The 25109-nt window shown below is 60.0% G+C and carries 35 protein-coding genes; 4 read left to right on the plus strand and 31 right to left on the minus strand.

What is annotated here, in order from left to right; all coding sequences use genetic code 11:
* Positions 1 to 103: 103 nt before the first annotated feature.
* The 31 genes from AKG12_RS01260 to AKG12_RS01400 all read right to left on the minus strand — a co-directional run bounded on the left by AKG12_RS01260 (position 104) and on the right by AKG12_RS01400 (position 18779).
* The gene (locus AKG12_RS01260; protein WP_052817239.1) at positions 104 to 1321 is read right to left on the minus strand and encodes a phage head morphogenesis protein; all 1218 of its coding nucleotides are present in this window, start codon (positions 1319 to 1321) and stop codon (positions 104 to 106) included.
* Positions 1308 to 2927 carry a DUF935 domain-containing protein gene (locus AKG12_RS01265; protein ID WP_052817241.1) on the minus strand — a complete coding sequence of 540 codons (1620 nt, stop codon included), beginning with the start codon at positions 2925 to 2927 and terminating at the stop codon, positions 1308 to 1310. Before AKG12_RS01265 ends, AKG12_RS01260 begins: the two co-directional genes overlap by 14 nt.
* Positions 2927 to 4453, minus strand: coding sequence for a hypothetical protein (locus AKG12_RS01270; protein ID WP_285277721.1), 1527 nt, complete (start codon positions 4451 to 4453; stop codon positions 2927 to 2929). The genes AKG12_RS01265 and AKG12_RS01270 overlap by 1 nt, the downstream gene beginning before the upstream one ends.
* A gap of 136 nt (positions 4454 to 4589) precedes the next feature.
* Entirely contained in the window at positions 4590 to 4766 is a 177-nt protein-coding gene (locus AKG12_RS30045; RefSeq protein WP_156316008.1) for a hypothetical protein, read from the minus strand.
* A complete protein-coding gene (locus tag AKG12_RS01275; RefSeq protein ID WP_052817243.1) occupies positions 4763 to 5398 on the minus strand; it encodes a DUF3486 family protein in 636 nt (211 codons plus the stop codon). The genes AKG12_RS30045 and AKG12_RS01275 overlap by 4 nt, the downstream gene beginning before the upstream one ends.
* Entirely contained in the window at positions 5395 to 5709 is a 315-nt protein-coding gene (locus AKG12_RS01280) for a VpaChn25_0724 family phage protein (protein WP_052817246.1), read from the minus strand. Before AKG12_RS01280 ends, AKG12_RS01275 begins: the two co-directional genes overlap by 4 nt.
* Positions 5702 to 6094, minus strand: coding sequence for a DUF2730 family protein (locus tag AKG12_RS01285; protein ID WP_052817249.1), 393 nt, complete (start codon positions 6092 to 6094; stop codon positions 5702 to 5704). Before AKG12_RS01285 ends, AKG12_RS01280 begins: the two co-directional genes overlap by 8 nt.
* Positions 6091 to 6309, minus strand: coding sequence for a TraR/DksA C4-type zinc finger protein (locus AKG12_RS01290; RefSeq protein WP_052817252.1), 219 nt, complete (start codon positions 6307 to 6309; stop codon positions 6091 to 6093). Before AKG12_RS01290 ends, AKG12_RS01285 begins: the two co-directional genes overlap by 4 nt.
* Entirely contained in the window at positions 6306 to 6839 is a 534-nt protein-coding gene (locus tag AKG12_RS01295; RefSeq protein ID WP_052817255.1) for a hypothetical protein, read from the minus strand. The genes AKG12_RS01290 and AKG12_RS01295 overlap by 4 nt, the downstream gene beginning before the upstream one ends.
* A 1-nt stretch (position 6840) precedes the next feature.
* A complete protein-coding gene (locus tag AKG12_RS01300) occupies positions 6841 to 7809 on the minus strand; it encodes a glycoside hydrolase family protein (protein WP_052817258.1) in 969 nt (322 codons plus the stop codon).
* A gap of 99 nt (positions 7810 to 7908) precedes the next feature.
* Complete coding sequence (locus AKG12_RS01305; RefSeq protein ID WP_052817260.1) at positions 7909 to 8301, minus strand: helix-turn-helix domain-containing protein; 393 nt, start codon at positions 8299 to 8301, stop codon at positions 7909 to 7911.
* Entirely contained in the window at positions 8291 to 8506 is a 216-nt protein-coding gene (locus AKG12_RS01310) for a hypothetical protein (RefSeq protein ID WP_052817262.1), read from the minus strand. Before AKG12_RS01310 ends, AKG12_RS01305 begins: the two co-directional genes overlap by 11 nt.
* Complete coding sequence (locus AKG12_RS01315; protein ID WP_052817265.1) at positions 8503 to 8952, minus strand: hypothetical protein; 450 nt, start codon at positions 8950 to 8952, stop codon at positions 8503 to 8505. Before AKG12_RS01315 ends, AKG12_RS01310 begins: the two co-directional genes overlap by 4 nt.
* Positions 8952 to 9602, minus strand: coding sequence for a regulatory protein GemA (locus AKG12_RS01320; protein ID WP_052817267.1), 651 nt, complete (start codon positions 9600 to 9602; stop codon positions 8952 to 8954). Before AKG12_RS01320 ends, AKG12_RS01315 begins: the two co-directional genes overlap by 1 nt.
* Entirely contained in the window at positions 9599 to 10177 is a 579-nt protein-coding gene (locus AKG12_RS01325; RefSeq protein ID WP_052817269.1) for an MT-A70 family methyltransferase, read from the minus strand. Before AKG12_RS01325 ends, AKG12_RS01320 begins: the two co-directional genes overlap by 4 nt.
* Entirely contained in the window at positions 10174 to 10422 is a 249-nt protein-coding gene (locus tag AKG12_RS01330; protein ID WP_052817271.1) for a hypothetical protein, read from the minus strand. The genes AKG12_RS01325 and AKG12_RS01330 overlap by 4 nt, the downstream gene beginning before the upstream one ends.
* Before the next feature lie 64 nt (positions 10423 to 10486).
* A complete protein-coding gene (locus AKG12_RS01335; protein ID WP_052817273.1) occupies positions 10487 to 10786 on the minus strand; it encodes a hypothetical protein in 300 nt (99 codons plus the stop codon).
* Positions 10779 to 11042 carry a hypothetical protein gene (locus AKG12_RS01340; protein ID WP_052817275.1) on the minus strand — a complete coding sequence of 88 codons (264 nt, stop codon included), beginning with the start codon at positions 11040 to 11042 and terminating at the stop codon, positions 10779 to 10781. The genes AKG12_RS01335 and AKG12_RS01340 overlap by 8 nt, the downstream gene beginning before the upstream one ends.
* Positions 11039 to 11488, minus strand: a complete 450-nt coding sequence (locus AKG12_RS01345) for a hypothetical protein (RefSeq protein WP_052817277.1) — start codon at positions 11486 to 11488, stop codon at positions 11039 to 11041. The genes AKG12_RS01340 and AKG12_RS01345 overlap by 4 nt, the downstream gene beginning before the upstream one ends.
* Positions 11485 to 11694, minus strand: a complete 210-nt coding sequence (locus AKG12_RS01350) for a hypothetical protein (protein WP_052817279.1) — start codon at positions 11692 to 11694, stop codon at positions 11485 to 11487. The genes AKG12_RS01345 and AKG12_RS01350 overlap by 4 nt, the downstream gene beginning before the upstream one ends.
* Complete coding sequence (locus AKG12_RS01355) at positions 11691 to 11969, minus strand: hypothetical protein (RefSeq protein ID WP_052817282.1); 279 nt, start codon at positions 11967 to 11969, stop codon at positions 11691 to 11693. Before AKG12_RS01355 ends, AKG12_RS01350 begins: the two co-directional genes overlap by 4 nt.
* 10 nt (positions 11970 to 11979) lie before the next feature.
* A complete protein-coding gene (locus AKG12_RS01360; RefSeq protein WP_082178647.1) occupies positions 11980 to 12507 on the minus strand; it encodes a host-nuclease inhibitor Gam family protein in 528 nt (175 codons plus the stop codon).
* A 62-nt stretch (positions 12508 to 12569) separates the two neighbouring features.
* Positions 12570 to 12860 carry a hypothetical protein gene (locus tag AKG12_RS30050; protein WP_156316009.1) on the minus strand — a complete coding sequence of 97 codons (291 nt, stop codon included), beginning with the start codon at positions 12858 to 12860 and terminating at the stop codon, positions 12570 to 12572.
* Complete coding sequence (locus AKG12_RS01370) at positions 12847 to 13245, minus strand: hypothetical protein (RefSeq protein WP_052817290.1); 399 nt, start codon at positions 13243 to 13245, stop codon at positions 12847 to 12849. Before AKG12_RS01370 ends, AKG12_RS30050 begins: the two co-directional genes overlap by 14 nt.
* Positions 13242 to 13877, minus strand: a complete 636-nt coding sequence (locus tag AKG12_RS01375; RefSeq protein WP_052817293.1) for a hypothetical protein — start codon at positions 13875 to 13877, stop codon at positions 13242 to 13244. Before AKG12_RS01375 ends, AKG12_RS01370 begins: the two co-directional genes overlap by 4 nt.
* A complete protein-coding gene (locus AKG12_RS01380; RefSeq protein WP_082178648.1) occupies positions 13877 to 14635 on the minus strand; it encodes an AAA family ATPase in 759 nt (252 codons plus the stop codon). Before AKG12_RS01380 ends, AKG12_RS01375 begins: the two co-directional genes overlap by 1 nt.
* Positions 14636 to 14697: 62 nt before the next feature.
* Positions 14698 to 16947, minus strand: a complete 2250-nt coding sequence (locus AKG12_RS01385; protein ID WP_285277701.1) for a DDE-type integrase/transposase/recombinase — start codon at positions 16945 to 16947, stop codon at positions 14698 to 14700.
* Complete coding sequence (locus AKG12_RS30055; RefSeq protein ID WP_156316010.1) at positions 16944 to 17117, minus strand: hypothetical protein; 174 nt, start codon at positions 17115 to 17117, stop codon at positions 16944 to 16946. Before AKG12_RS30055 ends, AKG12_RS01385 begins: the two co-directional genes overlap by 4 nt.
* Positions 17114 to 17578 carry a hypothetical protein gene (locus AKG12_RS01390; RefSeq protein ID WP_052817297.1) on the minus strand — a complete coding sequence of 155 codons (465 nt, stop codon included), beginning with the start codon at positions 17576 to 17578 and terminating at the stop codon, positions 17114 to 17116. Before AKG12_RS01390 ends, AKG12_RS30055 begins: the two co-directional genes overlap by 4 nt.
* Positions 17575 to 18426, minus strand: coding sequence for a ParB/RepB/Spo0J family partition protein (locus AKG12_RS01395; protein ID WP_197283284.1), 852 nt, complete (start codon positions 18424 to 18426; stop codon positions 17575 to 17577). The genes AKG12_RS01390 and AKG12_RS01395 overlap by 4 nt, the downstream gene beginning before the upstream one ends.
* Before the next feature lie 47 nt (positions 18427 to 18473).
* Complete coding sequence (locus AKG12_RS01400) at positions 18474 to 18779, minus strand: helix-turn-helix domain-containing protein (protein WP_052817301.1); 306 nt, start codon at positions 18777 to 18779, stop codon at positions 18474 to 18476.
* Positions 18780 to 19051: 272 nt separating this feature from the next.
* Between AKG12_RS01400 and AKG12_RS29035 the strand changes: the two genes are divergently transcribed.
* From AKG12_RS29035 to AKG12_RS01420, 4 genes are all read left to right on the plus strand, one after another.
* A complete protein-coding gene (locus AKG12_RS29035) occupies positions 19052 to 19747 on the plus strand; it encodes a LexA family transcriptional regulator (RefSeq protein ID WP_197283285.1) in 696 nt (231 codons plus the stop codon).
* A 486-nt stretch (positions 19748 to 20233) separates the two neighbouring features.
* Positions 20234 to 22558: a Tex family protein gene (locus AKG12_RS01410; protein ID WP_052817303.1), complete on the plus strand. Its 2325-nt coding sequence runs from the start codon at positions 20234 to 20236 to the stop codon at positions 22556 to 22558.
* Between the two features lie 168 nt (positions 22559 to 22726).
* The gene (locus AKG12_RS01415; protein WP_052817305.1) at positions 22727 to 23983 is read left to right on the plus strand and encodes a cyclopropane fatty acid synthase; all 1257 of its coding nucleotides are present in this window, start codon (positions 22727 to 22729) and stop codon (positions 23981 to 23983) included.
* A gap of 236 nt (positions 23984 to 24219) precedes the next feature.
* Positions 24220 to 25020, plus strand: coding sequence for a MipA/OmpV family protein (locus AKG12_RS01420; protein WP_046800743.1), 801 nt, complete (start codon positions 24220 to 24222; stop codon positions 25018 to 25020).
* Positions 25021 to 25109 lie beyond the last annotated feature (89 nt).

Consider the following 25109-nt stretch of genomic DNA (forward strand, 5'->3'; position numbering starts at 1 on the left):
TTGATAATTTCGGGGTTCGGGCGCATATTGATGACAGGCGCGAGCAAGGTTTACTTGGACGGTTTTACCGGATCAACGAGGGAGTGCCGACCCTCCGCGCCTTTCAATCCCCCTCAATCAGATTTCCAGCCCGCTTCGCCCGCTCGATGACCTTGTATGTCTCGGCGTAGCTTTTGCGATGGAAGCTGGTCAGCCACCATTCCGAACCGTTCCCGGCCGTTTTCACGGCAAGCCGCCACCAGAAGCCATCCGATGATTTCCCAAGCAGGGAGACGGCGTTGGTCGAGGCGCTGCGGATGATCGCGGCCGGATTGATGATGACCTCGATCGCCGCCTCGATATTGTCGAGATCAAGCCCGCGCTCGGCGCGCTCCTGAAGAATATGGACGAGACTGTCCGACGACAGGCGAACAACCGAGGTGGATGCGCCAAGCGCCTCGACAGCCGGTCCCGGCATCTGCGCTACCGGCAGATAGGATTTCGGCATTTTGCCGCCTGCCATCGCCTGCAGGAGCGGAGAGCGGACTATATCGCGGATGGCGATGCGCTGCCGATCGGTGGGCATGGAGCCGAGACGCTCCTCAAGAAAGCGGGAGACATTCTGGCCGCGATACTTGCCGGGGTTGGTGTCCCAGCCCGGATCGATGCCGACCGGCACCATGCGGGTTTCGCCGGTACGCTTGTTCACCCACGGCTTTTCGACCAGCGGCATGACGGGCGTGTCCTCACGCCAGCCGAGGCGGATTGCCTCGCTGCGCGAGATCTGGCGCACGCCGCACATGCAGCCCCAACCGTTCGGCGGATAGAGGCGGTTCCATATCGGGTCGTCCACCGGTGCGACGAAGCCGACCCAGCCTTCATGCTCCAGCCGTTTCCGCTCGGCCGTGGACAGGGTGTAGACGAGGAAGGGCAGGAAATCCTTGTTCCGTTGCGTCCGCTCCCATTCGCCCGCCGCATGGGCCGACATGGTGTTTGCCCAATAGATCGTGCGCAGGCGGCGCGGCGAGCCGAGCTGCACGAGCTTCTCCTCGCCGGTCTCCGGGTCAAATGCCAGCGCCTTGCCCCACCAGCCCTTCTGCTGCAGCACCGGCATGAGGTTGCGCTGAAACTCCTCAAACGGCGTCTTGCCGGTGATCGCTTCGGAGATCGCAGAGCGGACATCGTCCAGAATATCGTAACCGGCCGACTTGGCGACGGTGAAGGAAAACGCATGTTCCTCCGGCGCAATATCCCGCCAGTCGAAGGTCGGCAGGCTGGCCTTGCCGTCAAAATACCGGGTGACTTCCTTCGGCGCGGTCTTGAAGAGATCAGCTACGCCCATCGCCGATATCCCCCAAACCTCTGGCCTTCATCTGCAGCTTGGCAAGCCGGTCGGCGAGCGGCCCGGCATCCATCTTGGCAATCAGGTCATCGAGACCGGCCTCAAGCTGCGCATAGCTTTTCGAGGTCTCAAAGAGCCTTTGAAGCGGCTTTACGAGCGGCTCAAGATCGGTTTCCCATTCCGAGAGCGCTTCGTCGGCAAGCGCCTCCAGTTCCGGCCGCTGGTCAGCCGCGACGGCATGAAAACCGCCGCAATGGGCGCACGGCTGGACGCGGGCCTGCGCGCTGTCCTTCGGCTTCAGCGGGTTGTTTTTCCCCGGCGCTGGCGGCTCCTCGGGCTTCGGCAGGGCTGTGCCAGGCACAACGGTTTTGAGAAGTTTTTCATCTTCGTCCGGCTCCTCGAAACCGATGCGCTCGCGTACCTTGGACATGGAAACTTCAAGGCCGAGCGGCACCAGCGCCGTCACCGCCTCGACAAGCGCCTTGATGTCCTCGTTTTCGGTGATGGGAATGACCATCGTCGGGTATTTGTCCCGAGGCCCGAAATTCAGGTCCACGAACGGCCGGATAAGATCGCGGTTTGCGGTCACCGCCGTCTGGCGAGCATCGGCGCGGGCAATGTCATGACGGACGTTTTCATGCACGGCCGCCTGACCAAGCGAGGAGCCGTCATCCGTGGTCATGGTCTGACCGAGGACGCCCTTGGAAATCTGCCGGTCGAGATATTCCGCCTTGGCCGAAAAGACGGCATTGCCGGTGCCACCCTTGGCCTCGATAAACTCGATCTCCATTTCCTTCGGGATAATGGCTGCTGCGTCCGAGCTGATGTTGCGCACCGCCGTCAGAAGCACGCGCTTCTCGCTATCCTTGGCATTGCGGCTATAGCGGCCGACGCGAAGCGGCATGCCGTAAACTTCCAGAAAGGCCATCCAGTCCTTGAGCGTATAGCTCTTGTAGAGGAACGCCCACGCCGCCAGCCGGGCGAGACCGGCGCGGATCGGCAGGCCGGACATCAGCTTCGGGCGATGAATTGAGAACTTGAAGGGCGGCAGGTCAACGCCTTCAATGCTGCTGTCCTTCAGGCGGAGCGTGCGACCGTCGCGCTGGTCGATCACGAAATGCCGCTGGTCGCGCCACTCATAACGCTTCGGCCACCACTCCTTGGCGCTGCGGTCCCATATGGTCTCGACAACCGAATAGCCCTTGCCCAAGGCGTCGAGCAGGTCGGTCAGATAATCGTCCACGAACTCGGGCTGGCCGATCATTTCCCGCACGGCGTCGGCGATCTTTTCATCCTCGGCCGAGCTGGACGCGGGAACGACAAGCGGCGTGATCCCGGTCAGCGCCCGCTTGCGGGTGCCAAGCACCGCCGCATAATGCAGGTCGCGTTCCTCCATGTCGGTCGCCAGCGAAAAGAAGCGGTCGGGATAACCGCGACCTGCCTGCCGCAGAACCTCGGCAAGTGCATGCGGGGTCAGGCCGCTGACAATGGTTTCCTGCCATACAGAATGAATGCCGCCCAAGGTGGGGGCGGCGAATTCATCTTCAAGGTCTGTGGTCGAGATCGGGTTTCCCCACTGGTCGATGATCCGGGGTGGCGTGGCCATCAGTGAAGACCTCCATTCAATGTCGGGATAAGAGCGTCTCCGGTCGATACCGCCTCGAAGAGCTGGACGCCGTCCATGGTGTCCAGTTCATCGACCGTGGTGTAACCGAAGTATTCAAGTTCGGATCGCGATGCGAAATAGGCCAAGGCTCCGGCGATCGCGGTGTCGCCGTGACGGTTGAAACCGTTCGCGCCCTTGAAGCGATGGCCGTCCGGCACCTTGATATAGCCGCCGCTGACATAGGCGAGCGCCTGATGGTCGGCCAGAACATCGGCATCAAGCGGCAGGACGATCGTCTGGTCGCCGAATGCCGCGACATAGGCGGTCATCTCGCGGCGATACCATTGTTCGGAGAATTTCACCTCAATGATGCTGGAGCCGTATCTCTGGGTCGCTTTTTCCGCGAGATACGAACCGTTGCCACCGGCATCAAGCGCGCCACCGGCAAGGCTTGGAATGCGATCGCAAACATAGAAAAGGATTTCGCGCTGCTGGTCGAACGGCATGTTGTGCAGCTCGACAATGAAGCGGGTGCGCCTGACGAGGTCCTGACCGATCTCCATCAACACGATCGCGGTGGCATCGCCGCTGCGGGCAAAGTCCACGCCGAACACATGCTGACGGCGATGGTCGAGCCGCTCCAGAATGGCGATCAGGTTTTCCTTGCACCACTTCAGCGCCTCGGCCGTGCGGTCCTCTTCACCCCAGTTCTTGAAATCGTCGGTCTGGGCATAGCGCAGGATCGGGATATCCTTCTCCATGCGGCTTTCGATCTGGACGCGGGTGAGCGCTGCGCCCGCCTGATCGGCCGGGATCGCGTCCAGCTCCTGCCGCATGGCGCTGAGACGAACGCCGTAGGAGCCACGGATTTTCTTTTCCCATGCGTCCTGTCCCGCTTGGGTCCACTCTTCGCCCTTGAGCATGCAGACGCGCCGGAAGAGGCCGTTCTTGACAGCGAGCGCGAACGGAATGTGATGGACCGAGAACGGGATTTTTCCGGCGTGCGCTTCCCGGATCAGTTCGTTGAACGGATTGAGGACGCCGTTGTGGGTCGAGATCACGCGGATTTTGCCGCCCCATATCAGCAGCGCGTTGACGGCATCGAGCACGCCGCGCACGTCGCGGTGATAGGCGGCCTCGTCAATGCAGACAGTTCCCTGCAGACCACGGATGTTTTCCGGGCGCGACGACAGCGCCTCGACACGATAACCCGACCGGAAGCGCACCCGGTAGGCGGCGATATACCGGGTCGAGCCGTCCTTCAGCTCGTCTTCAAACAGGAATTCCTCGATCTGGCCGAGATCGTCAGCGATCGTTTTCGCAAACTTTGCGACATAGCCGATGAATTCGCGGCCCTTGTCCTTGGTGTCGCCGATATAGAAATAGTTCTGGCCACCGGCGCTGGGTGCCGATGACGAAATCAGGGTCGCGTCGGTCGCCTCGGCAAAGGTAATGCCGGTGCGTCGGCCTTTCTCGCCGAGCTTCAGATCGGAATCGTCGGCGAGCCACTCGGACTGATGTTTCATCAGCACGCCTTCGGCGAGCGGATCAAGATCGTCCGGTACATCCGCGCCGCGGGGCAATTCGGGAGGCAAGTCAGCCAGACTGGCGAGAACGGTCGAGCCGTCCCACTTGCCACGCGGCAGGCCGGGCAGTTCACCCTCAGTCACGACGCACCTCCATGCAGGCAAGGCCGCTGCCCTTGCACGGCTTGCAGATCACCTTCAGATCATAGACGACGCTGGAGATCGTGCCGTCCCGGCGACGGTTGATGCGTTTGACAGCCTGCCCGACGCCACCGCACCGGCTGCACGGCTCTGGGCGGGCAGCTTCCATCATTCCTGCGATCCTCTGGTGGTGACGGTTTCGGGTTCCGTCTTGTGTTCCGGCCGCACGCCGAGGAAGTCACGGCGCAGCTGCGCAACGCGCTCGGACGAAAGGCCCATTTCCTTCGATACCTTGTCGATGACGTTCTCGGCCTTCTTGGAAAACTCGGCCTCGACCTTCTGACGCCGGGCCGTCGAGACGCCCTGCGCACGGGTTGCCGAAAACAGGGCGTCGGCAAGAGCCTTCGCGCCCTTGGGATCGAACCCGGCCTCGCCTCCGGCCGTCACCAGCTCGAACACCAGCGTCTTGATCGCCTCGGAGGCGATCAACGTGAGATCGTCGGAGGCGGCGGCATCGAACTTGCTGGCAAGCGTCGTGGCGATTTCCCGCGTCTGGTTGAGGCGCTGGGTCAGCGTTGCAAGGCGGATCGAATAGCGATTGAAGGCCGAGAATGAGGGAATGGTGAATTCCAGCTCGCCCCGGTATTCTTGGTCGAGCGCCTCAAGCTTGCCGACGAACTCCTCAAAGATTTCCGTCTGCGTTCGCTCACGCTTCTGAAGTTCCTCGGCGGCCCATGCGACAACATCCGCGCAGGCTTCAGGCAACAGCTCAATGCCGGATAGACGACCGCGACCCATGGTCATTCACCCGGCTCGGAGGGGCGCAGGATGCCTTCAATAGCAATGTCGCGCTGAAGATGGCGGCGGCCACGTTTATTGAGCGTGGCAATCATGACCGTTCCGGCCTTGGTGAGCGTCACCGCGTCCCGTTCCGCCAGATACTCCATCTGCTCGTGTATCCAGAGGCGTGTTTCCCGGATGGCAAAGCTCGGCATGATTTCTTCGATCATGCTGCTGTCCAAGGAACCATTCACCTGCTCGGCAAGCGCCTTCAGGATGATGAGCCGTGCACGCTCGCGGCGCATCCGCGCCCAATCCACACCGATATCAGACATTGGCCTGTCGCGCCCTTTCCAACAGCAGTTCGTTCATAGCCTCGCCGTTCGCCTTGATCGGCTTGAGGGTTTCATTGAGGGTGTCGAGACGCCCGTTCACCTTTTCGAGCGCCAGCTCCAGCCGGTGCTGGCTTTCCCGGTCGGGCAGATATTTCATGTCGCTCTCGACCGACTGGATGCGGCGGTCGTGTTCGATCAGCTTTTTCTCGTGCGACTCGTCTTCGCTTTTCAGCGCCGCAACATCGGCCGCCTGTTGTTTTTTCAGGGCAGCGACATCTTCTGTCAGTTGCTTCTCGCCCGTGTTCATCCAGCCTTTCACGTGTCCAAATATCGCAATGGCGGAGAGGGCAAGGCTGCAATAAAGGGCTATTTCTGCGGTGGTCATACTCGCGATCTCTCCAGCATGGTCTGGCAGACGATGCAGCGTGTGGCGGATGGCAATGCGAGGCGGCGTTCGCGGGCGATATCGCCGCCGCAATCCTCGCACTGCATGGTGCCGGGGCCGCGCAAGGTGCGGGAGGCGTCGGCGATCGCGGCCTCCCGTTCCTGTTCGGCGCGCAATTCGGCCTGCTCAAAAGCAGCATTTCCACCGAAATTCATGGAGTGCGCTTCCAAGTCTTGACGGCCTCGACCGCCTGCTTGCCGAATTCCTTCAGCGTGTGGCCGCCCATGTAGAGGCTGATAAACCAGCCGGTCAGCGTCATCAGCGTGGCGCTGTCGATCGGGTCGATATAGACGCCGAAGACGCGTAGAACCGGGAAAAGCAGGAACGCGCAAATCCACAGAAAGGCGAGCAGGTACATCCAGCCCCAGCGCCACGCGCTCTGCCAGAAGCCCTCGGCCTGCTCGGCCTGGAGGAGCGCGAACTGTCCCTGAAGTCCCTTTTCATAGAGGGCGATCAGCTCCGGCATATTGGCGTTGACCTCGCTGACGGCGTCGCCAAGCTCAGTCTGATCGACGGACGGCAGGGCCTCCGGCTCGACACCGAGGCGCTCGGCAACCTGATCGACAACGGTTCCGGCCAACGTGCCGGCAAGCCCGCCAACGTGCTTTTCCAGCACGCCCTTGACGATGGGAGCGCCGACTTTCGCGGCGGCCCCGATAAGAATGGAGGTTATGGCTGCGCTCATGTCAGAAGCTCCGCAGCCAGTTCGCAAGACGCGGGGCCTTGTCGGCCACGCGCACGGCGATGATGTCACGGTACTGGTACGCCTGCCATGCGAGATAGGCGACGGCGATCACGGCGATGCCGCCACCGATCCATGAAGCGAGATGATCCGGTACAACGGAAGTCGGATCGGCGGGCGCTGGCGTGGTGACAGTGCTGACGGCCTGATCGCCTGCCGCGACGGTGGTGCTGGCAGCGGTCGTTACCGCACCGCTCTTTGCCTTGCGTCGGGCATCCACTTCGCGCTGCAGGGTGGACAGGGTTGCCCTGCCGATCTTGCCGTCGACCGTGAGATTGTAGGCTTTCTGGAAGCCTTCAACCGCCGATCGGAGGATTTTGCCGGTCACGACACCAGCATCAAAACCGATACTGGTGAGACCGGTTCTGACCTCCTCGATTTCCGGCGTCGTCACCGACACCACAAAAACAGCAAACCGGGCCGTGTCGGGAATGATCACGGATGCCGCCTCGATGTCGGCGGGATATTTACCGAGCAACAGGATGTTCGCTTCTTCAGCACGGCGGCGCGTCAGGCCGCGCAGGACCTTGCCGCCTGCCTTGTTCCAGAGGCCGAGGCGCTGACGGGCCTCGTCCTTTTTCCCGGCAAGGAAGGATTTTACCCAAGAGGCCTTGTGGATTGCGCCGGTGTTCCAGTCGAAAGAGACGCCCGCGTCGATCGCGAAAGGGCTGACATTCGCACCGAGCGCTTTCACCACGCGGGGCAGATAGTTGTGTCCGACAGCGAGATCGAACAGCTCATCGCATTTTTGGGAAGTAATCGTCATGCCCGCCTTGGGCGTGATGACACCGGAGGCAGCGGTCAGGCCGGGGCCGATCGTCCACACGCCGACAACGTCACGATAGGCTTTCAGGACGACGCCTTCGTGTCCGTAGATGAATTTCCGTCCTTTCGGACTGACGTTGGGAGACATAAAAAAAGCACCTTGAACGGTTCGTTGAAATCCGTTCAAATGTGCTTCAAAGGTTGTGCCGTCGCGCCCCTGACACTGTCAGTGCCAGCCTATGTTTCTTCAGAAAAGACTGCCCTGATCGTCGTCGCTGTGCTTCATGCGCTTGCGGGCGCGAAAGGCTGAGCGCACATGCATGCCAGCGGCGGCTGCAGCATCCGGGGCCGACATGCCGTCAGCCAGTGCCTTGACCAATCTTAACCGCTTCGCGGCGTCCTTGGCAATCGGGACCAGAATACGGTAGCCGGAATCGCCTGCCTTGTAGAAATTGCATATTTTGGCGGCGGCCTCGATGCCGACCAGCTCGGTCAGCCAATGGCCCGGCACGGCCTTCGCCGGAATATAGGCCACACGGCCGCCCTGCGCCTGAACGATTGCCCATGCGGCTTCCAGACCGGCAACCTCGGCGATCTCGCGCATGACCACGGGCAGATGGGCGAAACGGTCATCTTCCATGATTGATCCTGCTCGATAATCTCAGTTGTTCTTCGGTCAAGGCTTTCAGCCGCACTTCCAGCTCTAGGCGTTTGTGTGAAAATCTCGGGAGCTTGGCGGCGCGTGCCGCCAGTTCGTCCCGCTTCGTCTGCAGAACGTCTATCTCCCGCTGCTCCGGCCAGCCGAAGAGCGGCATGACGGTCATGGGAGAGACGTCCCGGTTCATGGCGTCGGTGCCTCCGGTTGCCAGCGAATCAGGACGCCGGTGAACTTGGAGACGCCGGGATGATTGGCGATCCAGAACCGGCCCATCGTCTCTCGCGCCGTTCGGCCGTAGAGCTTGACCGGATAGCTGTTGCCGAGCAGCTCGGGCGCAAAGCCGTCACGGCGGGCGAACGCCTCGACCTCTGTCCGGTGCAGATGGACACCGCCGATGACGATGCTGGCGATCAGCTCGTTGATCAGGTCGCTCACCACGATCTCAATCGGCACCACATGGGTGCAGACCGGATCGGCGACGATCTTGCGGCAATACTTGGTGCGCATGGCCTCGTAGAGCTGCACGCGCTCGCCCGGCCGGGCATGACGGGCGCGGTCACCGCGTACCGTCTGCCGCTTGTGGCCGCTCTCGATCTGGCCACTGAAGAAGGATTTGAAACCGTAGGCGACCATCACGCGCTCGCCTTCGTCTTCGGTGCACGGCGGCCACGAATGAGCTTGCCGTAATAATCCATGACCGTGATCCATTCCTTGTCGGTCACGGCGCGATAGGTGATCTCCTGATCGAGAATGCCGGTCACCGAAGGCCAGAAGCCGTCGCAGAGCATGGATTTCAGCATGGCGTGCTGCGCGATCGCGATCTTGTAACCGTAGCGCATGGTGTATGCCTCGCAGGGCTTGCGATCGCCCCACACCACACCGGCCTCGCGGGCAATCCAGCTTTTCAGGGCTTCGACAACCGCTCTGGCATCGTCGGCGTTGTTGACCCACCGGCCGCTGTCGAGACCGGTCTGGCGTTTGACGAACGCCTCCAGCGCCCTGTCTTCGCGGTCCTCGACAATGCCGAGATTGTAGGCCGCGATCCACAGCGATTGCATCTTCGGCGCATAGCGGCCGTCGAGGCGACGGCGGCCATTGCGGCGCACTGCCTTCGGCTTGTAACCGAGGCGGCGCAGTTCCTTCACGACAGCGTCCTGTTGCTGCGCGTTCATCAGGGACAGGCGAGGTTGTCCTGTCACGCGAGAGTAGATGGCGCGCTGCGCGTCTTCCTCAGTGATACCGAGCTGGCGGAAACCGCCAAAAATCGCACGTTGAATGCTCATGCTGCTTCTCCAAATTTTCCGGTTTCATCACCCCATACCGTCCAGCCCTTGCGGTTGGTCCGGCTGAAAAGCTCAAGACGCCGGGCGTTCGGCATCAGTTTTTCAGCGTGCCGATAGCCTTCCTCGGGTTTGCGGGAGTGGCCACGGACCACACCGGCAAAGGAGGAACGGACGGATTTCGTGGTTTTCGGCTCGCCGCGTTTTCCGATGAGGTATGGTTCGTTAGATGTGCGTAGTACGTAGCCCGGCCCAAACGCCTGCTTCCCGTTCTTGGTGATCTTTTCCCAAGAACCTGCCGTGACGAAATCGAAGCCCCAATCGGTCAAAACCTCGTAGGCCTGAAACAGCATCGGGTTGGTGGCATAGAGCCAGAGCAGGCAGTTTTCCGACGCAAGATCGAGAACGGGCATGGCCTTGATCTTATCCAGCGGCATGCACTTGTAATGAGCCTGCGCGGATTTGCCTTCGCCCTTTTCCGATCGCACTTTGTAAAGCCACGGCGGGTCGGCCATGATGAAGTCGAAAGAGAACGGCGGCAGGTCACCAAAACACCAGACATCAGGGAACAGCCTCACTGGATCGACCCTCCGCTATACGGGCGATCGCCATTCTCGCGGGCATAGTGGACGGTCTCCCGAAGGGTATTCGCCCAGAACTCCGCATTGCCAACAGGGTCGCCCGACTGGCTGATCGCATGCGAGATGATGGACACCATCGCGGTTATGACATTGTCGGCGCTATGAGGCTGGATGACGCCGATGATCTTCAGGGCAATTGCTACCTGCTCATCAGAAAGGGCATGGTTTTCGATATCTGTCATCGGTCGGCTCCCAAGAGATCGCAAACAACAAGAAGAAGAATGAAGGCCACGAACAGCAGCGCCGTCATTGCCGCGCCCCTCCGATGACAATCGTCTCGACATGGGCCATCGGCCTCGTGGCGGCCTGCGCAAGCGCGAGAGAAACGGCGCGATCGAGCTGGTCACGGAACATCTTCCGGTGACGGCGATCGGAGATCGACGCCAGAACTTCAGCAATATTGGTGGCAAGCGCGCCACCAACTGCATTCAGGATCGGCACCTCGAACTGTTCGCCGGTCTCGATAATGGCCTTGTGGATCGCATCAGCGAGTATTTGCGACTGGCGGACCTCCTCGGCCTTCGCCTTGGCGATAGGGTCATTCATGATCGTCACCGTGATAGGTCAGTTGTTTCCGGGGAGCGGGCAGCGCCAGCAAGGGCGCATCCGTCTTCTTGGAGGGGGCCTTACGAGGCGTTTTCGCTGCCTTCTGTTCGGCCTCGATCTCATCGAGCTGGTTGAGAATGCTGGCCATCTGGTAGCGATCGGCCGTCTCGATCTCGATCTTGATCGTGGACTTTCCGCCCTTGGTGGCGGCGGAGAAGGATTTCAGGGTGGCGTCGGAGAAGTAGATGCTCGTCATGCCGCTTGGCCTTCGACCATCGAGTTATGATGTTGCCCGCTGGCGATCCCCAGAAGCGTCGGAACGATCAAGTCCAAATCATCTACGGTAAACCATCGCCATCTGAGGTGGCCCCATCCGCTGGAGAAGATTGTGGTGCCAGCCCGATATCGCCGAACGCATATCTCAGCTTTGACAATCAGCCCTTTTCGGCCGACTAGCGACCAGCGTTCCATGAGCGCGCTCGCCTGCTCCTTGCAGTCCTCGAACTTGTTCATATCGATCGCGTCGGCAAGCTCTGGATGGGCTTCAAGAATAGCGCGGACATCCGGCAAATCGGTATTGTCAACGAAATCCTGCAGCCAGTCTGGCGGGCTGTCAGGGTCGCCAAGCGCTTCGATCATGTAGATGGCGGCAACTCTGGCTTCCGCATCAAAAAGATTGTCGTACAGGTGAAGCTCGCTCATGCCGCACCGCCTTTCTTCTTGACGGCACGCAAGATGCGCCGGGCGTGGGCGGCCGACTTGCGAAGCTCATGCATGCGCTCATCCACCATGGCAATCAGCCGGGCGGCGGCAGCTGCCTCGTCTGGAAAGATGCCGAAACCGTCATCGGTCGGCGTCACGCGGAGTACGTTCGGGTCAGTCCCTACGGAGATGGCAAAGCTGGTCATGCTGCGTTCCCTTGCTCAAGAGGGACGATCGCGGCAATGGCGACATGGCCGGCAGCGTTGTTCAGCACCATGACGATGTTTGCGGCAAGCAGCGCGACGGTGTCGTCGGGCATGGCGCCAGCGGAATCGATGGTGAGAAGCTCATCACCATCTGCATCCAGCAGAACACCCATGTCCCGCTGAGAGCATGTCAACGGAAAGGAGATACCCAATTCATTCATGGCCTGAATGAAGGCCTCCGGTGTGGCGGGGTTTTCTACGCGGATATTCTTCATCGGCCCGCCCTCAGTTCAACGCAGAGGTTTCGAGTTCGGCGGGTTCGATCACGAAATCCTCGCCCTCGGATGAGATCGTCACGCCGTTGACGAGGCGGGCCTTGTCGGGATCGGCGAGCATGGCATCCTTGTTCAGTTCCTCGCGAGTGCGGATGAACGCACTCAGGCCAAGTTTCCTGAATGCCTCGATCGCGGCCTCGACGCCGCGAATGGATACCTTCGGCGGGCGGGAGCGCCAGTTGATCCGGCCGTTTCCGAAATCGTGGTATTTCACCTTGCCGTCATTGGTCAGGGCAAGGCGGTTAGCTTCGCAATAGGTCTGTACGCCGCGCTCATGTTCAGCCAGCTCTTCGAGCATCGCAGCAGTGTCGGCCTCGAACTTCTCACCGACAAGGCGGATGGCTTCGTCAGCCAGCGCCTTCTGCGCTGCGATGGAGCGGCGCAAGACACCAATCCGGCCGACTGCAAAAATGGCGTCTTCACGGTTCTGCGGTACGCGGGAGATGGCTTTCGTTTTCGTCTTCAATGCGTTTTTCAAGGTCGTTTCCTCAGTTCTAAAAGGGAATTGGAAGGGCGCTCGAACGCCCTTCGAAGGCGGTTTCAGGAGGTGTGCGGAGAGCGCGGGAACGGCACAACGTTTGTGCCAGGACGCATCATGTGCAGGACCGTGGCGCTGGCGGGCGGAACAAGCCTGTCGAGGGCTTCCCGGCTGACCATCTGGAAATCACGCACAAAGATTTCCAAATCTCTGGCTGTTTCCGCGCAGCCGTCGAGGCACTGCACGAGCAGCTCTACCTGCTCGCTGGACAGGACGACGCCTCCGTGCCGATAGTCGGCGATCAGGTTGCGGGTTTCGCGCAAACGCTCTGAAAGAAGATTAGACTGGCTCACTGTTCGTCTCCTTTATGCGGCTGTGAGGGCAATTATTCCGGCAGGCCTGATGCATGCGGACGGCGTTGGCGCTGGCGGTGCTGAAGGGGCGGCGCTGCCAGCCGAGGCAGATATCCCGGCCGATCTCCTGCAGGACCGGGCAACGCACGGTTTCGGACATCAGAGCGCCGCGCACGAGCTGCTCGATGCGGCCGACATCGCCGGGATAGCTGTTCGAAAGAAGCTGGCTGACGGTCGAACCGGCATAGCCGATGCGTTTGCCGATCGCCGTCTGGTTCTCGGCGTTGCAGGCTTCCGCCAGTGCGATGATCCATTCCGGGGGCTGCTCGCCCCATGCGGTACGGGCTTTTTCCAGATTGTCGGGCTTGGGCTTTGTCGGGGTCATGGTTCGACCTCGACAGTTTCCGGCTCGCCGAAAATCTTCTCGGCGTTCGGGTCATAGACGCATTGGGTTTTCAGGAGCTTCGGCGCGGCCGGGCCGGTATTCTGAACAAGTCGCCAGATCGTCGGCTCTGTGCGGGTACCCTTCTGCAGCACGATCAAATATCCGGCCCGCAGGAGGCAGGAAATATAGAGCCGGGCCGAACGCTGCGCGACCGGTACGGTGTCCGTCGAGGCGTGAACGGAAATGTCGATCAGCTTGAAGCCGTTCCTGAAGAACGGCGAGCGCATGGCGTTCCAGAGCGCCTGTCGCGCCGTGATCTGGTCGCCGATCGGCGTGCCGTCACGTTTGAACATCGGCGTGGCAGACTGGCGGGCAGCGACACGGTACAAGGCCATGCCACGGGGGTTCAACTCGCCGGTGCGGCGGATGATCTCCGCCTTTTCCAGCATGTCGAGAAATTCCGATATCTGCAGGCGGCTGCGGTTGTTGGACAGGCCGAAGATATCGTCCACGCTGAAGGGCTGCTTTCGCATTTCTGCGTCCATCATCAGCTTCCAGTAATGATCCCGGCCTGTCAGGACGCGCTGGCCCTTGGCAACGGCGATCTTGAGAGCGATCGGAGTGAGCCGCATTATGCTGCCTCCTTTCTGGAGGGCAGACGCGAGCGCGAGAACAGACCGTTACCGCCCTCGTAGGCCGCAAGGTCGATCGAGCTAAGGCCCATCCTCGCAGCCGCCTCGGCAATGTTATGCAGGGAGTTGCCGACGCGGCGGACACGACCTTCGCCCTCGGTTCTGGCCTTTTCGAGCAGGTCATCCGAAATCGACAGCTTCGGATAGAACGTCCGCGCCAACGTGCGGGCATCTTCCATGTCGCAGGGATGGGCATATTTCGTATCGAGGACAAGATCGCGGAAGCGGTCGCCGACATGTTCCAGTTTCTTCGGGAACAGCTCCTCGCCGATCAACATCACCGGAACGCCGCTGGCCTTGGCAATGCCGCGCACCAGCTCGATCAGGTTCTTTTTGATGAGCAGATCGCCTTCATCAATGATGAGCGGGCGGCGCGGATCGCGGCAAAGAAGGCCGATGACCTCGTCTTCCATGTCGGACAGCGTGCCGCGTGGCTGGTAGACGCCGAGTTCAAAGAGGATCGAGCGCAGCAGCTTGGCGCGGGTCCATGTATCGCGCACTTCGACATAGGCTGCGCCGGTCTTGTTCTGGCAATAGAGCGCCGCTACGCTTTTGCCATAACCGGAATAACCGGCCAGCACACCAAGGTTCGGTTGCAGGGGATGGCGGTTCTGCAGCGACCGGACAAGGGTAAGCGCCGTAGTGACGTTCTTGATCGGGGCTGTGTCGCCATTGACTTTCATCGGTTGTGTCGTCATTTTGATCCTCGTATTTATTGCAATGCAGAGGGGTCGATGGCAGTCGGCCCCTTTTTCTTGACCTAGCCGCGCAGTGCGGCGTCGATCCCGAAATCTTCAAAAATATCCCGACGCGTCTGGTAATCGGCGCTGGCCTTGTAGCGGGCGAGCTTGCCCGCCATGGCGTCATCAATGACGACACCGGAGGCGATCTGCGCCTCGATGGCCTGCGCCCACTTGAACATGCGGGCGCTGTCGGAAAGTGCCGCGTCCGGGTCCAGATGAATGACTGTGGAACTGCCCTTCAGCTCGGCCTCGCGGACGATGGCGGCATGAATTTCCGCCGCCTTCTCATTGAGCGTGGCGGGCTGCGGCACCTTCGGCGCGGTCATGGCCTCCAGTGCGGCGGCAATGGCGGGCGTGTTGAGCTGCTGTTCGCGCTTGGGCAACTGGATGACGTTGGCAGCCCCGGCTGCGCGTTCCGCCTTCTTTTTCTTGGCAAGCTCGATCGTGCGCTCGATGCCGGAAGGACCTTTTTTCAACTCTCGGAGATCGGCCTTGATCTCGCGTTCCTTCTCGCGGAGGAGGTCAGCGGCAATCTGTTTCTGCGCCTTGACGTAAGCCTGCGGATTAACCTCAGAGAGTTCCGGGCAGATAGCGACATCGAGATACCGGCCGGTTTCGCCGTCGAAGACGTACATGCGGCCCATATCGAGCGGATCGAGGCGGCAGAACACATCGGTGCCGACCATGATGGAACCGGCGAGATAGTAGAATCCATCGTTCTGAATACCGCGCTTCTGCATGACACGATGGCCATTCTTGCCAGCGACGGGCATCAGCAATGCATCCAGTGCGCGCTCATCAACACGTGTGATCTTGGCCGTTGACGCGGCGGCAACCTCGTTGGGGGAGCGGCCTTTCAGGCCACCGTGTTCACGCTCGTGATAGACATATTCCAGCCAGTCATCGATATGGCGCTGGAGCTGCTCGGCGGTCAGGGCGACTTCGAACAATTCCTTCTCGTCAGCGCCAAGGCGTTGCGCGAACGATTTGCGACCTTCGATCGCTTTCCGATCCGCAACAGAATGGCCGATATAACCGGGGAGCTGCGGGCAGACCTCATGCTGGAACGTTTTGATGACGCGCTCGACGTGGCCTTTCTGCTCTGGCGAATAGGCATCGGAAACATCCGGTTCGATATCGAGATCGGCAAAGAGACGCTTGATCGAAACGGCAACGAAATCACTGCCATTGTCCGTCTTTACGACCTTGGCGGTGCCTAATTTCAGGATTGCTTTACGCATCATCAAGCCCACGGCGGATGCACGTGGGGTTTTCGAAAGGGTGATGACCAGCCGACGCGTGGCGATGTCGATGCAGGCATACAGCGAATGACGGCCATCTAGGCAGAGGGCATCGACCGGAGAAGCGTCGATCATCCACAAGGCGTTAGGCTCATCAATATGACGGTAGGTACCGGTGCCGGACAGCTTCATGGTCGACCGGAATTGATCCGGGTTCGTGATCTTGGTGAGCACGACCTTTTCATCAGCTTTCAACTGAGCAATGAAATGCTGGAACGTGCGTGGCGGTGGAAGAGGTTTCAGCTCGCCGTTACGATCTGTCAGCTCCGAGCCAAAATGATGCTCGCAGTAACCGCGAATGACATCGGCAGACAGGGCAGGATTGGCTGCTATCCAAGCGAGAATGAAGCGGCGAACCTCACCGAAATTGGCAGTTTCGAGCAAGCCCTTACCCTTGCGCGCTTCCGACCGATCGACGGCGAGCTTGTCCTTTGCACCAGCCTGTTTGGCGGAGCGCCACCGGAAAACCGACCGCTGCGAAATCTGCGGCAGGATGTCCTTCACCCAAGCGTCTGCTTGGATCATGTTCATGTTCCACCGGTCGCAGAAGATGAACATGCTGGCCTGCACCGATATCTTAAGGCCTTTTGAGAAGGTCTCGAAGGCGGCGACAACAGCCAAGCGGGCATCACGTTCGCGCCGGGCGCGATCGGTCATCGCCGCCGAGGCTGGTGTTTCCGGCTCGGCGTCGGACACTATTGGCTCGCTGCCTACCACCATATAACGCTGCACATAGGCCACCTGTGCGAGCGTGGGAAACAGGCGATAATGATATTCCAGACCGCCGCCGACGCCGTTGCGATTGCGGCAGAGTGACGGAACTGCCTGCCAGTCCTCTCGGCGGGCAAAGCGGATGACAGCGCTTTCGCTGGTGGGCAAGCCGGGCAGCGCTTCCGCCGCAATCTCGCGGGCGGTCAGCCATTCCTTCAGGTGGCGTTTTTCGGAGGTAAAAGGAATCGTGTTCAACGTGTCGCCCTCACGATGAGGACAAGCGCCGTGGCGACCTGCGAGAAATAGATCATTCCGAGGATGAAACAGGTGACTGCCCACAAGGCGGAAACGTCTTTTACGATCTGGCTTTTCGCGACACGGCAGACGAACTGCAGGAATGGCGCGATGCTGCTGGCTATATTCATCGGCGTGCTCTCTTCCTTACGGCGCGAGCTGCTCTCAGCGCCTCCATTTCCTTGATGTGATCCTCAAGGAGCTGGTCCTCGATCATCTCGGCGTATTCGTCCTCGATGACGGTGAGACCGAACTCGCCCGGCACGAAACCGAGCAGCTCCTTGGCTTTGGTGGCGTGGACAAGCGCGATGAAGGCATCGAGCGGAATGCGGTGTTCGCCGCTGCCTTCCGAGGCCCATTTGTCGAGCATCGCGCTTGAGATCGTGCGTCCGAGATATTTGCTCATGGCGCTGGCGATCTCTGACCGCTGCCAGCCGTCATCGCGGGCATCGCGCAGGGCGCGGGCGATGAGGCGGGAAATACGATTGTCGAGCGGGCCGCGACCGGTCACGCCTTCTTCGTAGCGGATTGCCACCTGCGGCGGCGTCCACTCGAAAAGGTCCTTTGTGAGAGGGTCGCGGCGTTTGCTCATCGGCGAGCGGCCCTACGCTCGGCAACCCAACGCATGATGGAAGCCTCGTTCAGGGAGAAGAATGCGTCCTGTTCGGTGGGCTTCATCCGCGTGAAGCGGTCGTTAAGCTTTTCCCATGCCGCCAGTGGATTGGCGCGGGGAACTTGGTCGATGATCGCGATGGCATCGGCATAGTTCGTCGCCTCGCCGGAAATGAGCAATTCTACGATACGAGCGGCGCGCTCATAGGGCTGGCCAGCGATATCCAGAAGGCTCTGCTGGTTGTCGGCCAAGCCGTCATCCAGTGCGATACGCTCCCGCAGGTCGGCCGGAATACCGGCGATCTTGAGGGCGTTGAAAACATTGCGGCGGCTGATCTTGAGGAAGCGCTGTGCCGCCTCGCTGAAAGTGCCGGAGAACGCGGCGGCTGTCTCGATTGCCTCGTCATCGGAGTTTAGTGCAGAGTCTGCACTTAATTCCTGCTTTGGCTTCGGGCCGCGCCGGACCGGGTTTGCAGCCCGCCAGATCGCGCACCAGTCGGCAACGTCGACACTGTGTTCCAGCGCTGTCAGTTCGTGGCGATAGAGGGTTTCGGAAATCTCGGTCAGGCGGATTTGAGCGTCGTTCGCAAATTCGTCCGATTGGCGAACGATGGCGGATATGTCGATGCCCAGCGATGTGGCTGCGGCAAGGCGCTTGGCACCAAAGACGAGGCGATATCGCCCCTCGGCACCGGCGATAACCTCGACCGGAACGCGCTGCCCGATCTGTTGGAAGCTTTCGGCCAACGCCTGAATGGCGTCAGGGGAGACTTTTTTCGCGTCGGAGGAGACGTCGATCAGTTGGGGAGACAGAAGTTCAATCTGCATGTGGCACTCTGGATTGTCAGGAAAGGTTGCGCGGCCTGACGAAAACATCAGGCGGCGTTCTGCGCGCCGTCAGACTTCGACGACTTTTTTGCTCTGGTGTTGCCGCTCGTGTTGCTGCTAGTGTCGCCTCGGTCGTGACGACCAAGCGTGTAGCTGTCGGGAAACATCTCGCGGAAAGGCACGCCCAGCGCCTTGGCTAAAGCCTCAGCGCCGGGACGGCTTGCCCCGAGAACCGCCGCACGGCACGCACTGGAATAAAGGCCAGCATCGCGAGCTATTCCGGTCAGAGTTTTATTCTGCCGTAAGAGTTCCGCTTTGATGGCTGCCCGATCCCACTTCTTTGTGGTCGTCATGATTGCTCCCTGTTTTTCTGACCTTCGGCAAAAGGTCGGTTTGGTTGGGGGTTGGCGTTCAAACTTTGTTGCAACACATATTCGCACCATAGTGCGAAAAAGTAAAGCCGATTGCGCTTATGGTGCGCGTCAGACTTTAATTTTTCCAATTATGGTGTGAATTGAGGTCAGGCCATTGATTTCATTGCGTTTTGCTCGACAGCAAAACGAAATTTTGAAGTCTGACCCACGGTCAGAGTTACACTATAATGGGAACAACGTTCGCAGAACGGTTGGAAACGGCGATCGCAAAGTTCGAATCAGTCCATGCCTTTTCAAAAAAGGCGGACATCAGCGATTCGATGCTGCGAAAGTATCTCGATGGTTCGATGCCGGGGCTGGATAAGCTCATAAAGATTGCCGATGCCGCCGATGTCACGCTTGACTGGCTCGCGGCCAATCGCGGGCCCATGCACGGCCGATCAGGCTCGTATGAACCTGATATTGTCGTGCATGGGCCGGACGGCCCGGTGATGACACTTGAGGTGAAGTCATTCGGCGCAGAGCACAGTACCGATCTGACACTGGTTCCACGCCTAGATATTCAGGCCTCGGCGGGCCTCGGTGCTCTTGCACTGCAAGAGCAAGCTGTTGAACTAATTGCATTTCAGTCAGCGTGGCTGAGGTCGATCGGTGTTCAACCGTCATTCGCCCGCATCATTACGGCGCGAGGCGACAGCATGGAGCCGACGATCCGCGACGGCGATGTCCTTCTGATCGACACATCGGTGACGGAAGTGCGGGACAATGGCATCTATTGCGTCGTCTATGGCAATATGCTGCTGGTTAAGCGCGTTCATCCGAGAATGAATGGCTCTCTGCAGTTGATCAGTGACAATGCGGTGTATCCGCCCGAAGAAGTCACCTCGGCGGAGGTTCCTGCGCTGTCTATTGCTGGACGCGTGATGTGGTATAGTCGCTCACTGTGAGAGCTAGTGGCCGGAAGCTCTGATTTCGTTCCGGCCGCGTTGCCTGCCATTTGTTCTTGCGGCCGGATTTCCTTGGAAGGCCCTTCAAGACCTTCTTCATGATGTCGTGAGTGCCGAGAAAATAAGGCCTTTAACCGCAGGTTCCCGGATTTTCCCAGTTATTCCCGGTTAAAGCCTACTCCTGCCATCTGGTATTGCGGGTTACACTTGATCCGGCATCCAGCCACGGCGCGTCTGCGCCGTGAAGGGAGTCTTTTGCGATCAACGACTTGATCGCACTGGACCCCGGATCAAGTCCGGGGTGACGGTGTGCGGATGGTGCCGTTCTGCCTCAGAAATTGCTTTTCGAGACGCCGCAGTCACTACGATGAATCGCCTGTCTTTCCCTTGAAGTCAGCCTTTCCTGTGGAATCGTTGCCGCCTCTTGTTGTCACGCCACAATCAGACATTATGTTCGCCGCTCCAGACGCCACATCAGAGAACCTCATGACCGCAGATAATGCCCGCCTCGCCACGCTCATCGCCTCCGAAATCAACGCCCGCCCCGATCAGGTGAAGGCGGCGGTGGGCTTGCTGGACGAGGGCGCGACCGTTCCCTTCATCGCCCGTTATCGCAAGGAGGTGACCGGCGGCCTCGATGACACCCAGCTTCGAACGCTGGCGGAACGCCTTGTCTATCTGCGCGAACTCAATGCGCGTCGCGCCTCCATCGTCGAGACCATCAACGGTCAGGGCAAGATGACCGACGCGTTGATGGTCAAGATCATGCAGGCGGGCACCAAGGCGGAACTGGAAGACCTTTATCTGCCCTATAAGCCCAAGCGCCGCACCCGCGCGGAAATCGCCCGCGAACGCGGCCTTGGTCCACTTGCCGAAGCCATCTGGGATAACCGCGCTGGCGATCCGGCAAAGCTTGCAGAGGCCTATATCAAGGGCGAAGTAGCGGATGTGAAGGCAGCGCTTGAAGGCGCGCGTGATATCGTGGCCGAGACCATGACGGAAAACGCCGATCTTCTCGGCCGGCTGCGCGACTATATGCGCCAGAACGCTATTTTCCGCGCCAAGGTCGTGGACGGCAAACAGGCGACCGGCGAGAAGTTCTCCGATTACTTTGACCACTTCGAGCGCTGGGCAACCGTGCCGGGCCACCGGGCGCTCGCCATGCTGCGCGGCTGGAACGAGGAAGTGCTGACACTGACGATCGATGTCGATGCTGACGATCCGTCGCCGGTCAAGCCGGCCCAGCGCACCGTCGCTGCCGCCTTCGATATCCGCAATGCCGGCCCCGCCGATCAGTGGCTGATGGAAGTGGCGGGCTGGACCTGGCGCGTGAAGCTCTCCATGTCGCTGTCGCTCGATCTCATGCGTGAAGTGCGTGAGCGGGCCGAAGAAGAGGCGATCAACGTTTTCGCCCGCAATCTGAAAGACCTGCTGCTAGCTGCACCGGCGGGTTCCCGCGCCACCATGGGTCTCGATCCGGGCATCCGCACCGGCGTCAAGGTGGCCGTGGTGGATGGCACCGGCAAGCTCTTGGAGACCACGACGGTCTATCCTTTCCCGCCAAAGAACGATGTGCGCGGCACGCAGGCGGAACTCGCCTTGCTCATCCGCAAGCACAATGTCGAGCTGATCGCTATCGGCAACGGCACCGGCAGCCGCGAGACGGAAAAGCTGGTTGCCGATCTTCTGGCGCAGATGCCCGCTTCGGCTTCCGGCACAAAACCCACCAAGGTCATCGTTTCGGAAGCGGGCGCTTCGGTCTATTCCGCTTCGGAACGGGCGGCGGCGGAGTTCCCCAATCTCGACGTTTCGCTGCGCGGGGCCGTCTCCATCGCCCGCCGCCTTCAGGACCCATTGGCGGAACTGGTGAAGATCGAACCGAAATCCATCGGTGTTGGCCAATATCAGCACGATGTCGATCAGGGCCGCCTCAGCCGCTCGCTCGATGCTGTCGTGGAAGATGCGGTGAACGCCGTCGGCGTTGATCTCAATACGGCCTCGTCGCCGCTTCTGGCGCGGGTGTCCGGTCTTGGCAGCTCGATTGCCGACGCCATCGTCGCCCATCGCGATCAGACCGGCCCCTTTGCCAGCCGCAAGGAGCTGCTGAAAGTGCCGCGCCTTGGCCAGCGTACCTTCGAACAATGCGCCGGCTTCCTGCGTATCCCGAACGGCAAGGAGCCGCTGGATGCGTCTTCGGTGCACCCGGAAGCCTATGGTGTGGCGAAGAAGATCGTTGCCGCTTGCGGCCGCGACCTGCGCACGCTGATGGGCGACAGCGCCACGCTGAAGGGTCTCGACCCGAAGCGCTTCATCGACGAGCAATTCGGCCTGCCGACTGTCAAAGACATCATCGCTGAACTGGAAAAACCCGGCCGCGACCCGCGCCCGAGCTTCAAGACCGCGACCTTCGCAGACGGTGTGGACGAGATCACCGATCTGAAACCGGGCATGTTGCTGGAAGGCACCGTCACCAACGTTGCTGCGTTCGGCGCTTTCGTGGATATCGGCGTGCATCAGGATGGGCTGGTGCATGTCTCGCAGCTTGCCGACCGTTTCGTGAAGGATCCGCATGAGGTCGTCAAAGCGGGCGATGTCGTCAAGGTGCGAGTCGTTGAAGTGGATGTGAAACGCAAGCGCATCGGTCTCACCATGCGCAAGGATGGCGGTGAGGCAGCACCTCAGCCGATGCGCGAGAAAGGCAATGCCAGCGCCATGCGCCACGCGACATCCAAGCCGAAAGATCGCAACGAGGGGTCGCAATCCGGTGGTGCTCTTGCCGCGGCTTTGGCTGAGGCAATGAAGCGACGCTGACCTAGGGTTGAAATGATTTTTTGCCGAAAAGCCCTGCCGGATACCCCGGCGGGGCTTTTTATTTGATGAAATCGTTCAATTTTTTTGAAATAAGACTATCTTGAAACTTGTGCCGAAAGGAATACGGTCAGCAAAATTGATAAGTGAGACTTAGCAATTGGGGGTGCCATGGCGTCGTCTCTGCATGTTCTTCTCGAAAAGATAATCAAGATCGGTGATCTTGCCGTTCACAGCCCGCAGGGCAGCCGCACATTTGGTGACGGCACTGGAAAACGGGTTGTTCTGAATTTCACCGACGAAGCTGCCATGCAGGAGATCGCCGCCGATCCTGCATTGAAACTCGCCGAAATTTATATGGAAGGCCGTATGACCATCGCCGAGGGCGATATTTACGACTTTCTGGCGCTGGTCAAAGGCAATACGCTGAGCGAGGCGTTGTCCTTTGGCATGGTCTGGCGCGGCATGGCGCGCATCATCGCCGCCCGCATCAAGATGCATCTGCCGGTCAATCACAACAAGAGCAACGTCGCCCACCACTATGATCTGAGCGCCAAGCTGTTCGACCTCTTCCTCGATGAGGACTGGCAATATTCCTGTGCTTATTTCAACCCGCCTGGTATCAGCCTTTATGAGGCGCAGGTTGCCAAAAAACGGCATATTGCTGCCAAGCTGATGACCGAGCCGGGCCAGAGCGTGCTGGAGATTGGCTCCGGTTGGGGCGGCATGGCGATGTATATCGCCGAAAGCGCCGGTGCCGATGTGACGGGCATCACGCTCAGCGAAGAGCAACTGCGTGTTTCCCGCGACCGGGCGGCAAAACGCGGTATTGCCGGCAATGTCCGTTTCGAATTGCAGGATTACCGTTATCTGCCGGCCTCGAAGAAATATGATCGTATCGTCTCCGTCGGCATGTTCGAACATGTCGGGCCGACGCATTATCGTGATTATTTCGACAAGGTGGCGGAGGTGCTGGACGATAAGGGCGTGATGGTGCTGCATTCCATCGGCCAGCCCTATCCGGCACTGGCGACCAATCCCTTCATCGAAAAATATATTTTCCCCGGCGGATATATTCCCTCGCTTGCCGAGGTGCTGCCGGCGATCCAGAAGTCCGGGCTGCTGGTGAAGGATATCGAAATCCTGCCCATGCATTACGCCCATACGCTCCGGCACTGGCGTGAACGTTTCGTGGCGCGCAAGGCCGAAGCGATCGCACTTTACGACGAGCGCTTCTTCCGCATGTGGGAATTTTATCTGGCGGGGTCCGAAATGGCCTTCACCCATGAAAATTTCCATATCTTCCAGATCCAGCTCGCCAAGGATCGCGATGCCGTTCCGCATAATCGCGATTACATTGCGCAGAACGAGGCGAAGCTGCTGGAGTTTGAAAAGACCCGTTCACCGCTGGAGAAGGTGACGTTCTAAGGCCTGGGCATTCTCCACCGTCATGCCGGACTTGATCCGGCATCCAGCCAGCCCAAGTCCTTGGGCTGAAAAGAGTTTTTCCGCCGCGCCGACGCGCGTCGGCTGGATTCCGGCTCAAGGCCGGAATGACGGAAGAGGTCGTCGCCAGTTTTCATCCCGCGCTGGTTAATGGAATGGAAAGACAATCCCTCTAATTCTACGGGCACCTGTCTGTATTGCGTTTCTGGGGTTCTTTCATGTTCAAGCCATCAGCGGCAGTCGCCGCCTGTGTCCTGTCGCTTTTTGCCGTGGGCAATGCCCATGCCGAAGGCTGGTTTTCTGGCGACTGGTATCTGAAGCTCGGCGGCGCGGGTTTCACTGCGCCGAAATATCAGGGCGACAACAAGAACGAATTCGGCTTCTCGCCCATTATTTCGCTCGGACGTCAGGGGCAGGGCGCGCGTTTCACCTCGCGCAATGACAGCGCCTCGATCTCGCTTCTGGATAACGGTCCGATCAGCATGGGTCTGGCCGGCAAGCTCGTATCCCCGCGTGACGAAGGCGATTCTTCCGATCTGAAGGGCATGACCCGCATCAAGCGCGGTGGCGAGCTTGGTGGTTTCGCCGAGGCCTATCCGACCGACTGGCTGCGCGTGCGCGGCGAAGTTCGTCAGGGCATCCGCAGCCACAGCGGCGTGGTTGGTGACGTCTCCGTCGATGCCTTTACCGATATCGCCCCCGGCATCCAGATTTCCGCTGGCCCGCGCGCCACATGGGTCAGCAGCAAATACAATGAGCGCTATTACGGCGTGAGCGCGGCGCAGACAGCCGCCGGCGCGCCTTCGCCCTATAGCCCGGGTGGCGGCCTGCATTCCGCCGGTATCGGCGCCGCCATCACCTGGAAAGTCACCGAAAACGCCGAAGTCGGTTCCTTCGCGGAATATCGCCGTCTGACGGGCGACGCCGCCGACAGTTCGCTGGTGCGCGAGCGTGGTTCGAAGAACCAGTTCATCATCGGTGTTCAGGCAAGCTACAAATTCAATTTCTCGCTGCCCTGAGGCGACGCGAATAAGGTGATGCAAAGCCTCGCCGCAAAAGCTGCGGGGCTTTTTTGTGGGCGCGGCCAATGCTGAAATCCATTCCGATT

It is taken from the genome of Agrobacterium sp. SUL3 (assembly GCF_001263295.1).
GTDB classification, from domain to species: domain Bacteria; phylum Pseudomonadota; class Alphaproteobacteria; order Rhizobiales; family Rhizobiaceae; genus Agrobacterium; species Agrobacterium tomkonis.

Excerpts from the sequence above, each read along its gene's own strand:
- AKG12_RS01285 (WP_052817249.1), bottom strand. The coding sequence starts at position 6,094 with ATGACCACCGCAGAAATAGCCCTTTATTGCAGCCTTGCCCTCTCCGCC.
- AKG12_RS01380 (WP_082178648.1), bottom strand. The coding sequence starts at position 14,635 with ATGACGACACAACCGATGAAAGTCAATGGCGACACAGCCCCGATCAAG.
- AKG12_RS30055 (WP_156316010.1), bottom strand. The coding sequence starts at position 17,117 with ATGAATATAGCCAGCAGCATCGCGCCATTCCTGCAGTTCGTCTGCCGT.
- AKG12_RS01340 (WP_052817275.1), bottom strand. The coding sequence starts at position 11,042 with ATGACGAGCATCTACTTCTCCGACGCCACCCTGAAATCCTTCTCCGCC.
- AKG12_RS01330 (WP_052817271.1), bottom strand. The coding sequence starts at position 10,422 with ATGACAGATATCGAAAACCATGCCCTTTCTGATGAGCAGGTAGCAATT.
- AKG12_RS01275 (WP_052817243.1), bottom strand. The coding sequence starts at position 5,398 with ATGACCATGGGTCGCGGTCGTCTATCCGGCATTGAGCTGTTGCCTGAA.
- AKG12_RS01355 (WP_052817282.1), bottom strand. The coding sequence starts at position 11,969 with ATGAAGAATATCCGCGTAGAAAACCCCGCCACACCGGAGGCCTTCATT.
- AKG12_RS01420 (WP_046800743.1), top strand. The coding sequence starts at position 24,220 with ATGTTCAAGCCATCAGCGGCAGTCGCCGCCTGTGTCCTGTCGCTTTTT.
- AKG12_RS01320 (WP_052817267.1), bottom strand. The coding sequence starts at position 9,602 with ATGAGCATTCAACGTGCGATTTTTGGCGGTTTCCGCCAGCTCGGTATC.
- AKG12_RS01395 (WP_197283284.1), bottom strand. The coding sequence starts at position 18,426 with ATGCAGATTGAACTTCTGTCTCCCCAACTGATCGACGTCTCCTCCGAC.
- AKG12_RS01280 (WP_052817246.1), bottom strand. The coding sequence starts at position 5,709 with ATGTCTGATATCGGTGTGGATTGGGCGCGGATGCGCCGCGAGCGTGCA.
- AKG12_RS01265 (WP_052817241.1), bottom strand. The coding sequence starts at position 2,927 with ATGGCCACGCCACCCCGGATCATCGACCAGTGGGGAAACCCGATCTCG.
- AKG12_RS01400 (WP_052817301.1), bottom strand. The coding sequence starts at position 18,779 with ATGACGACCACAAAGAAGTGGGATCGGGCAGCCATCAAAGCGGAACTC.
- AKG12_RS01375 (WP_052817293.1), bottom strand. The coding sequence starts at position 13,877 with ATGCGGCTCACTCCGATCGCTCTCAAGATCGCCGTTGCCAAGGGCCAG.
- AKG12_RS30045 (WP_156316008.1), bottom strand. The coding sequence starts at position 4,766 with ATGATGGAAGCTGCCCGCCCAGAGCCGTGCAGCCGGTGCGGTGGCGTC.
- AKG12_RS01410 (WP_052817303.1), top strand. The coding sequence starts at position 20,234 with ATGACCGCAGATAATGCCCGCCTCGCCACGCTCATCGCCTCCGAAATC.
- AKG12_RS01335 (WP_052817273.1), bottom strand. The coding sequence starts at position 10,786 with ATGAATGACCCTATCGCCAAGGCGAAGGCCGAGGAGGTCCGCCAGTCG.
- AKG12_RS01370 (WP_052817290.1), bottom strand. The coding sequence starts at position 13,245 with ATGACCCCGACAAAGCCCAAGCCCGACAATCTGGAAAAAGCCCGTACC.
- AKG12_RS01315 (WP_052817265.1), bottom strand. The coding sequence starts at position 8,952 with ATGGTCGCCTACGGTTTCAAATCCTTCTTCAGTGGCCAGATCGAGAGC.
- AKG12_RS01270 (WP_285277721.1), bottom strand. The coding sequence starts at position 4,453 with ATGAAACATCAGTCCGAGTGGCTCGCCGACGATTCCGATCTGAAGCTC.
- AKG12_RS01305 (WP_052817260.1), bottom strand. The coding sequence starts at position 8,301 with ATGGAAGATGACCGTTTCGCCCATCTGCCCGTGGTCATGCGCGAGATC.
- AKG12_RS01295 (WP_052817255.1), bottom strand. The coding sequence starts at position 6,839 with ATGAGCGCAGCCATAACCTCCATTCTTATCGGGGCCGCCGCGAAAGTC.
- AKG12_RS01415 (WP_052817305.1), top strand. The coding sequence starts at position 22,727 with ATGGCGTCGTCTCTGCATGTTCTTCTCGAAAAGATAATCAAGATCGGT.
- AKG12_RS01345 (WP_052817277.1), bottom strand. The coding sequence starts at position 11,488 with ATGAGCGAGCTTCACCTGTACGACAATCTTTTTGATGCGGAAGCCAGA.
- AKG12_RS01310 (WP_052817262.1), bottom strand. The coding sequence starts at position 8,506 with ATGAACCGGGACGTCTCTCCCATGACCGTCATGCCGCTCTTCGGCTGG.
- AKG12_RS01290 (WP_052817252.1), bottom strand. The coding sequence starts at position 6,309 with ATGAATTTCGGTGGAAATGCTGCTTTTGAGCAGGCCGAATTGCGCGCC.
- AKG12_RS01260 (WP_052817239.1), bottom strand. The coding sequence starts at position 1,321 with ATGGGCGTAGCTGATCTCTTCAAGACCGCGCCGAAGGAAGTCACCCGG.
- AKG12_RS01350 (WP_052817279.1), bottom strand. The coding sequence starts at position 11,694 with ATGACCAGCTTTGCCATCTCCGTAGGGACTGACCCGAACGTACTCCGC.
- AKG12_RS01300 (WP_052817258.1), bottom strand. The coding sequence starts at position 7,809 with ATGTCTCCCAACGTCAGTCCGAAAGGACGGAAATTCATCTACGGACAC.
- AKG12_RS01390 (WP_052817297.1), bottom strand. The coding sequence starts at position 17,578 with ATGAGCAAACGCCGCGACCCTCTCACAAAGGACCTTTTCGAGTGGACG.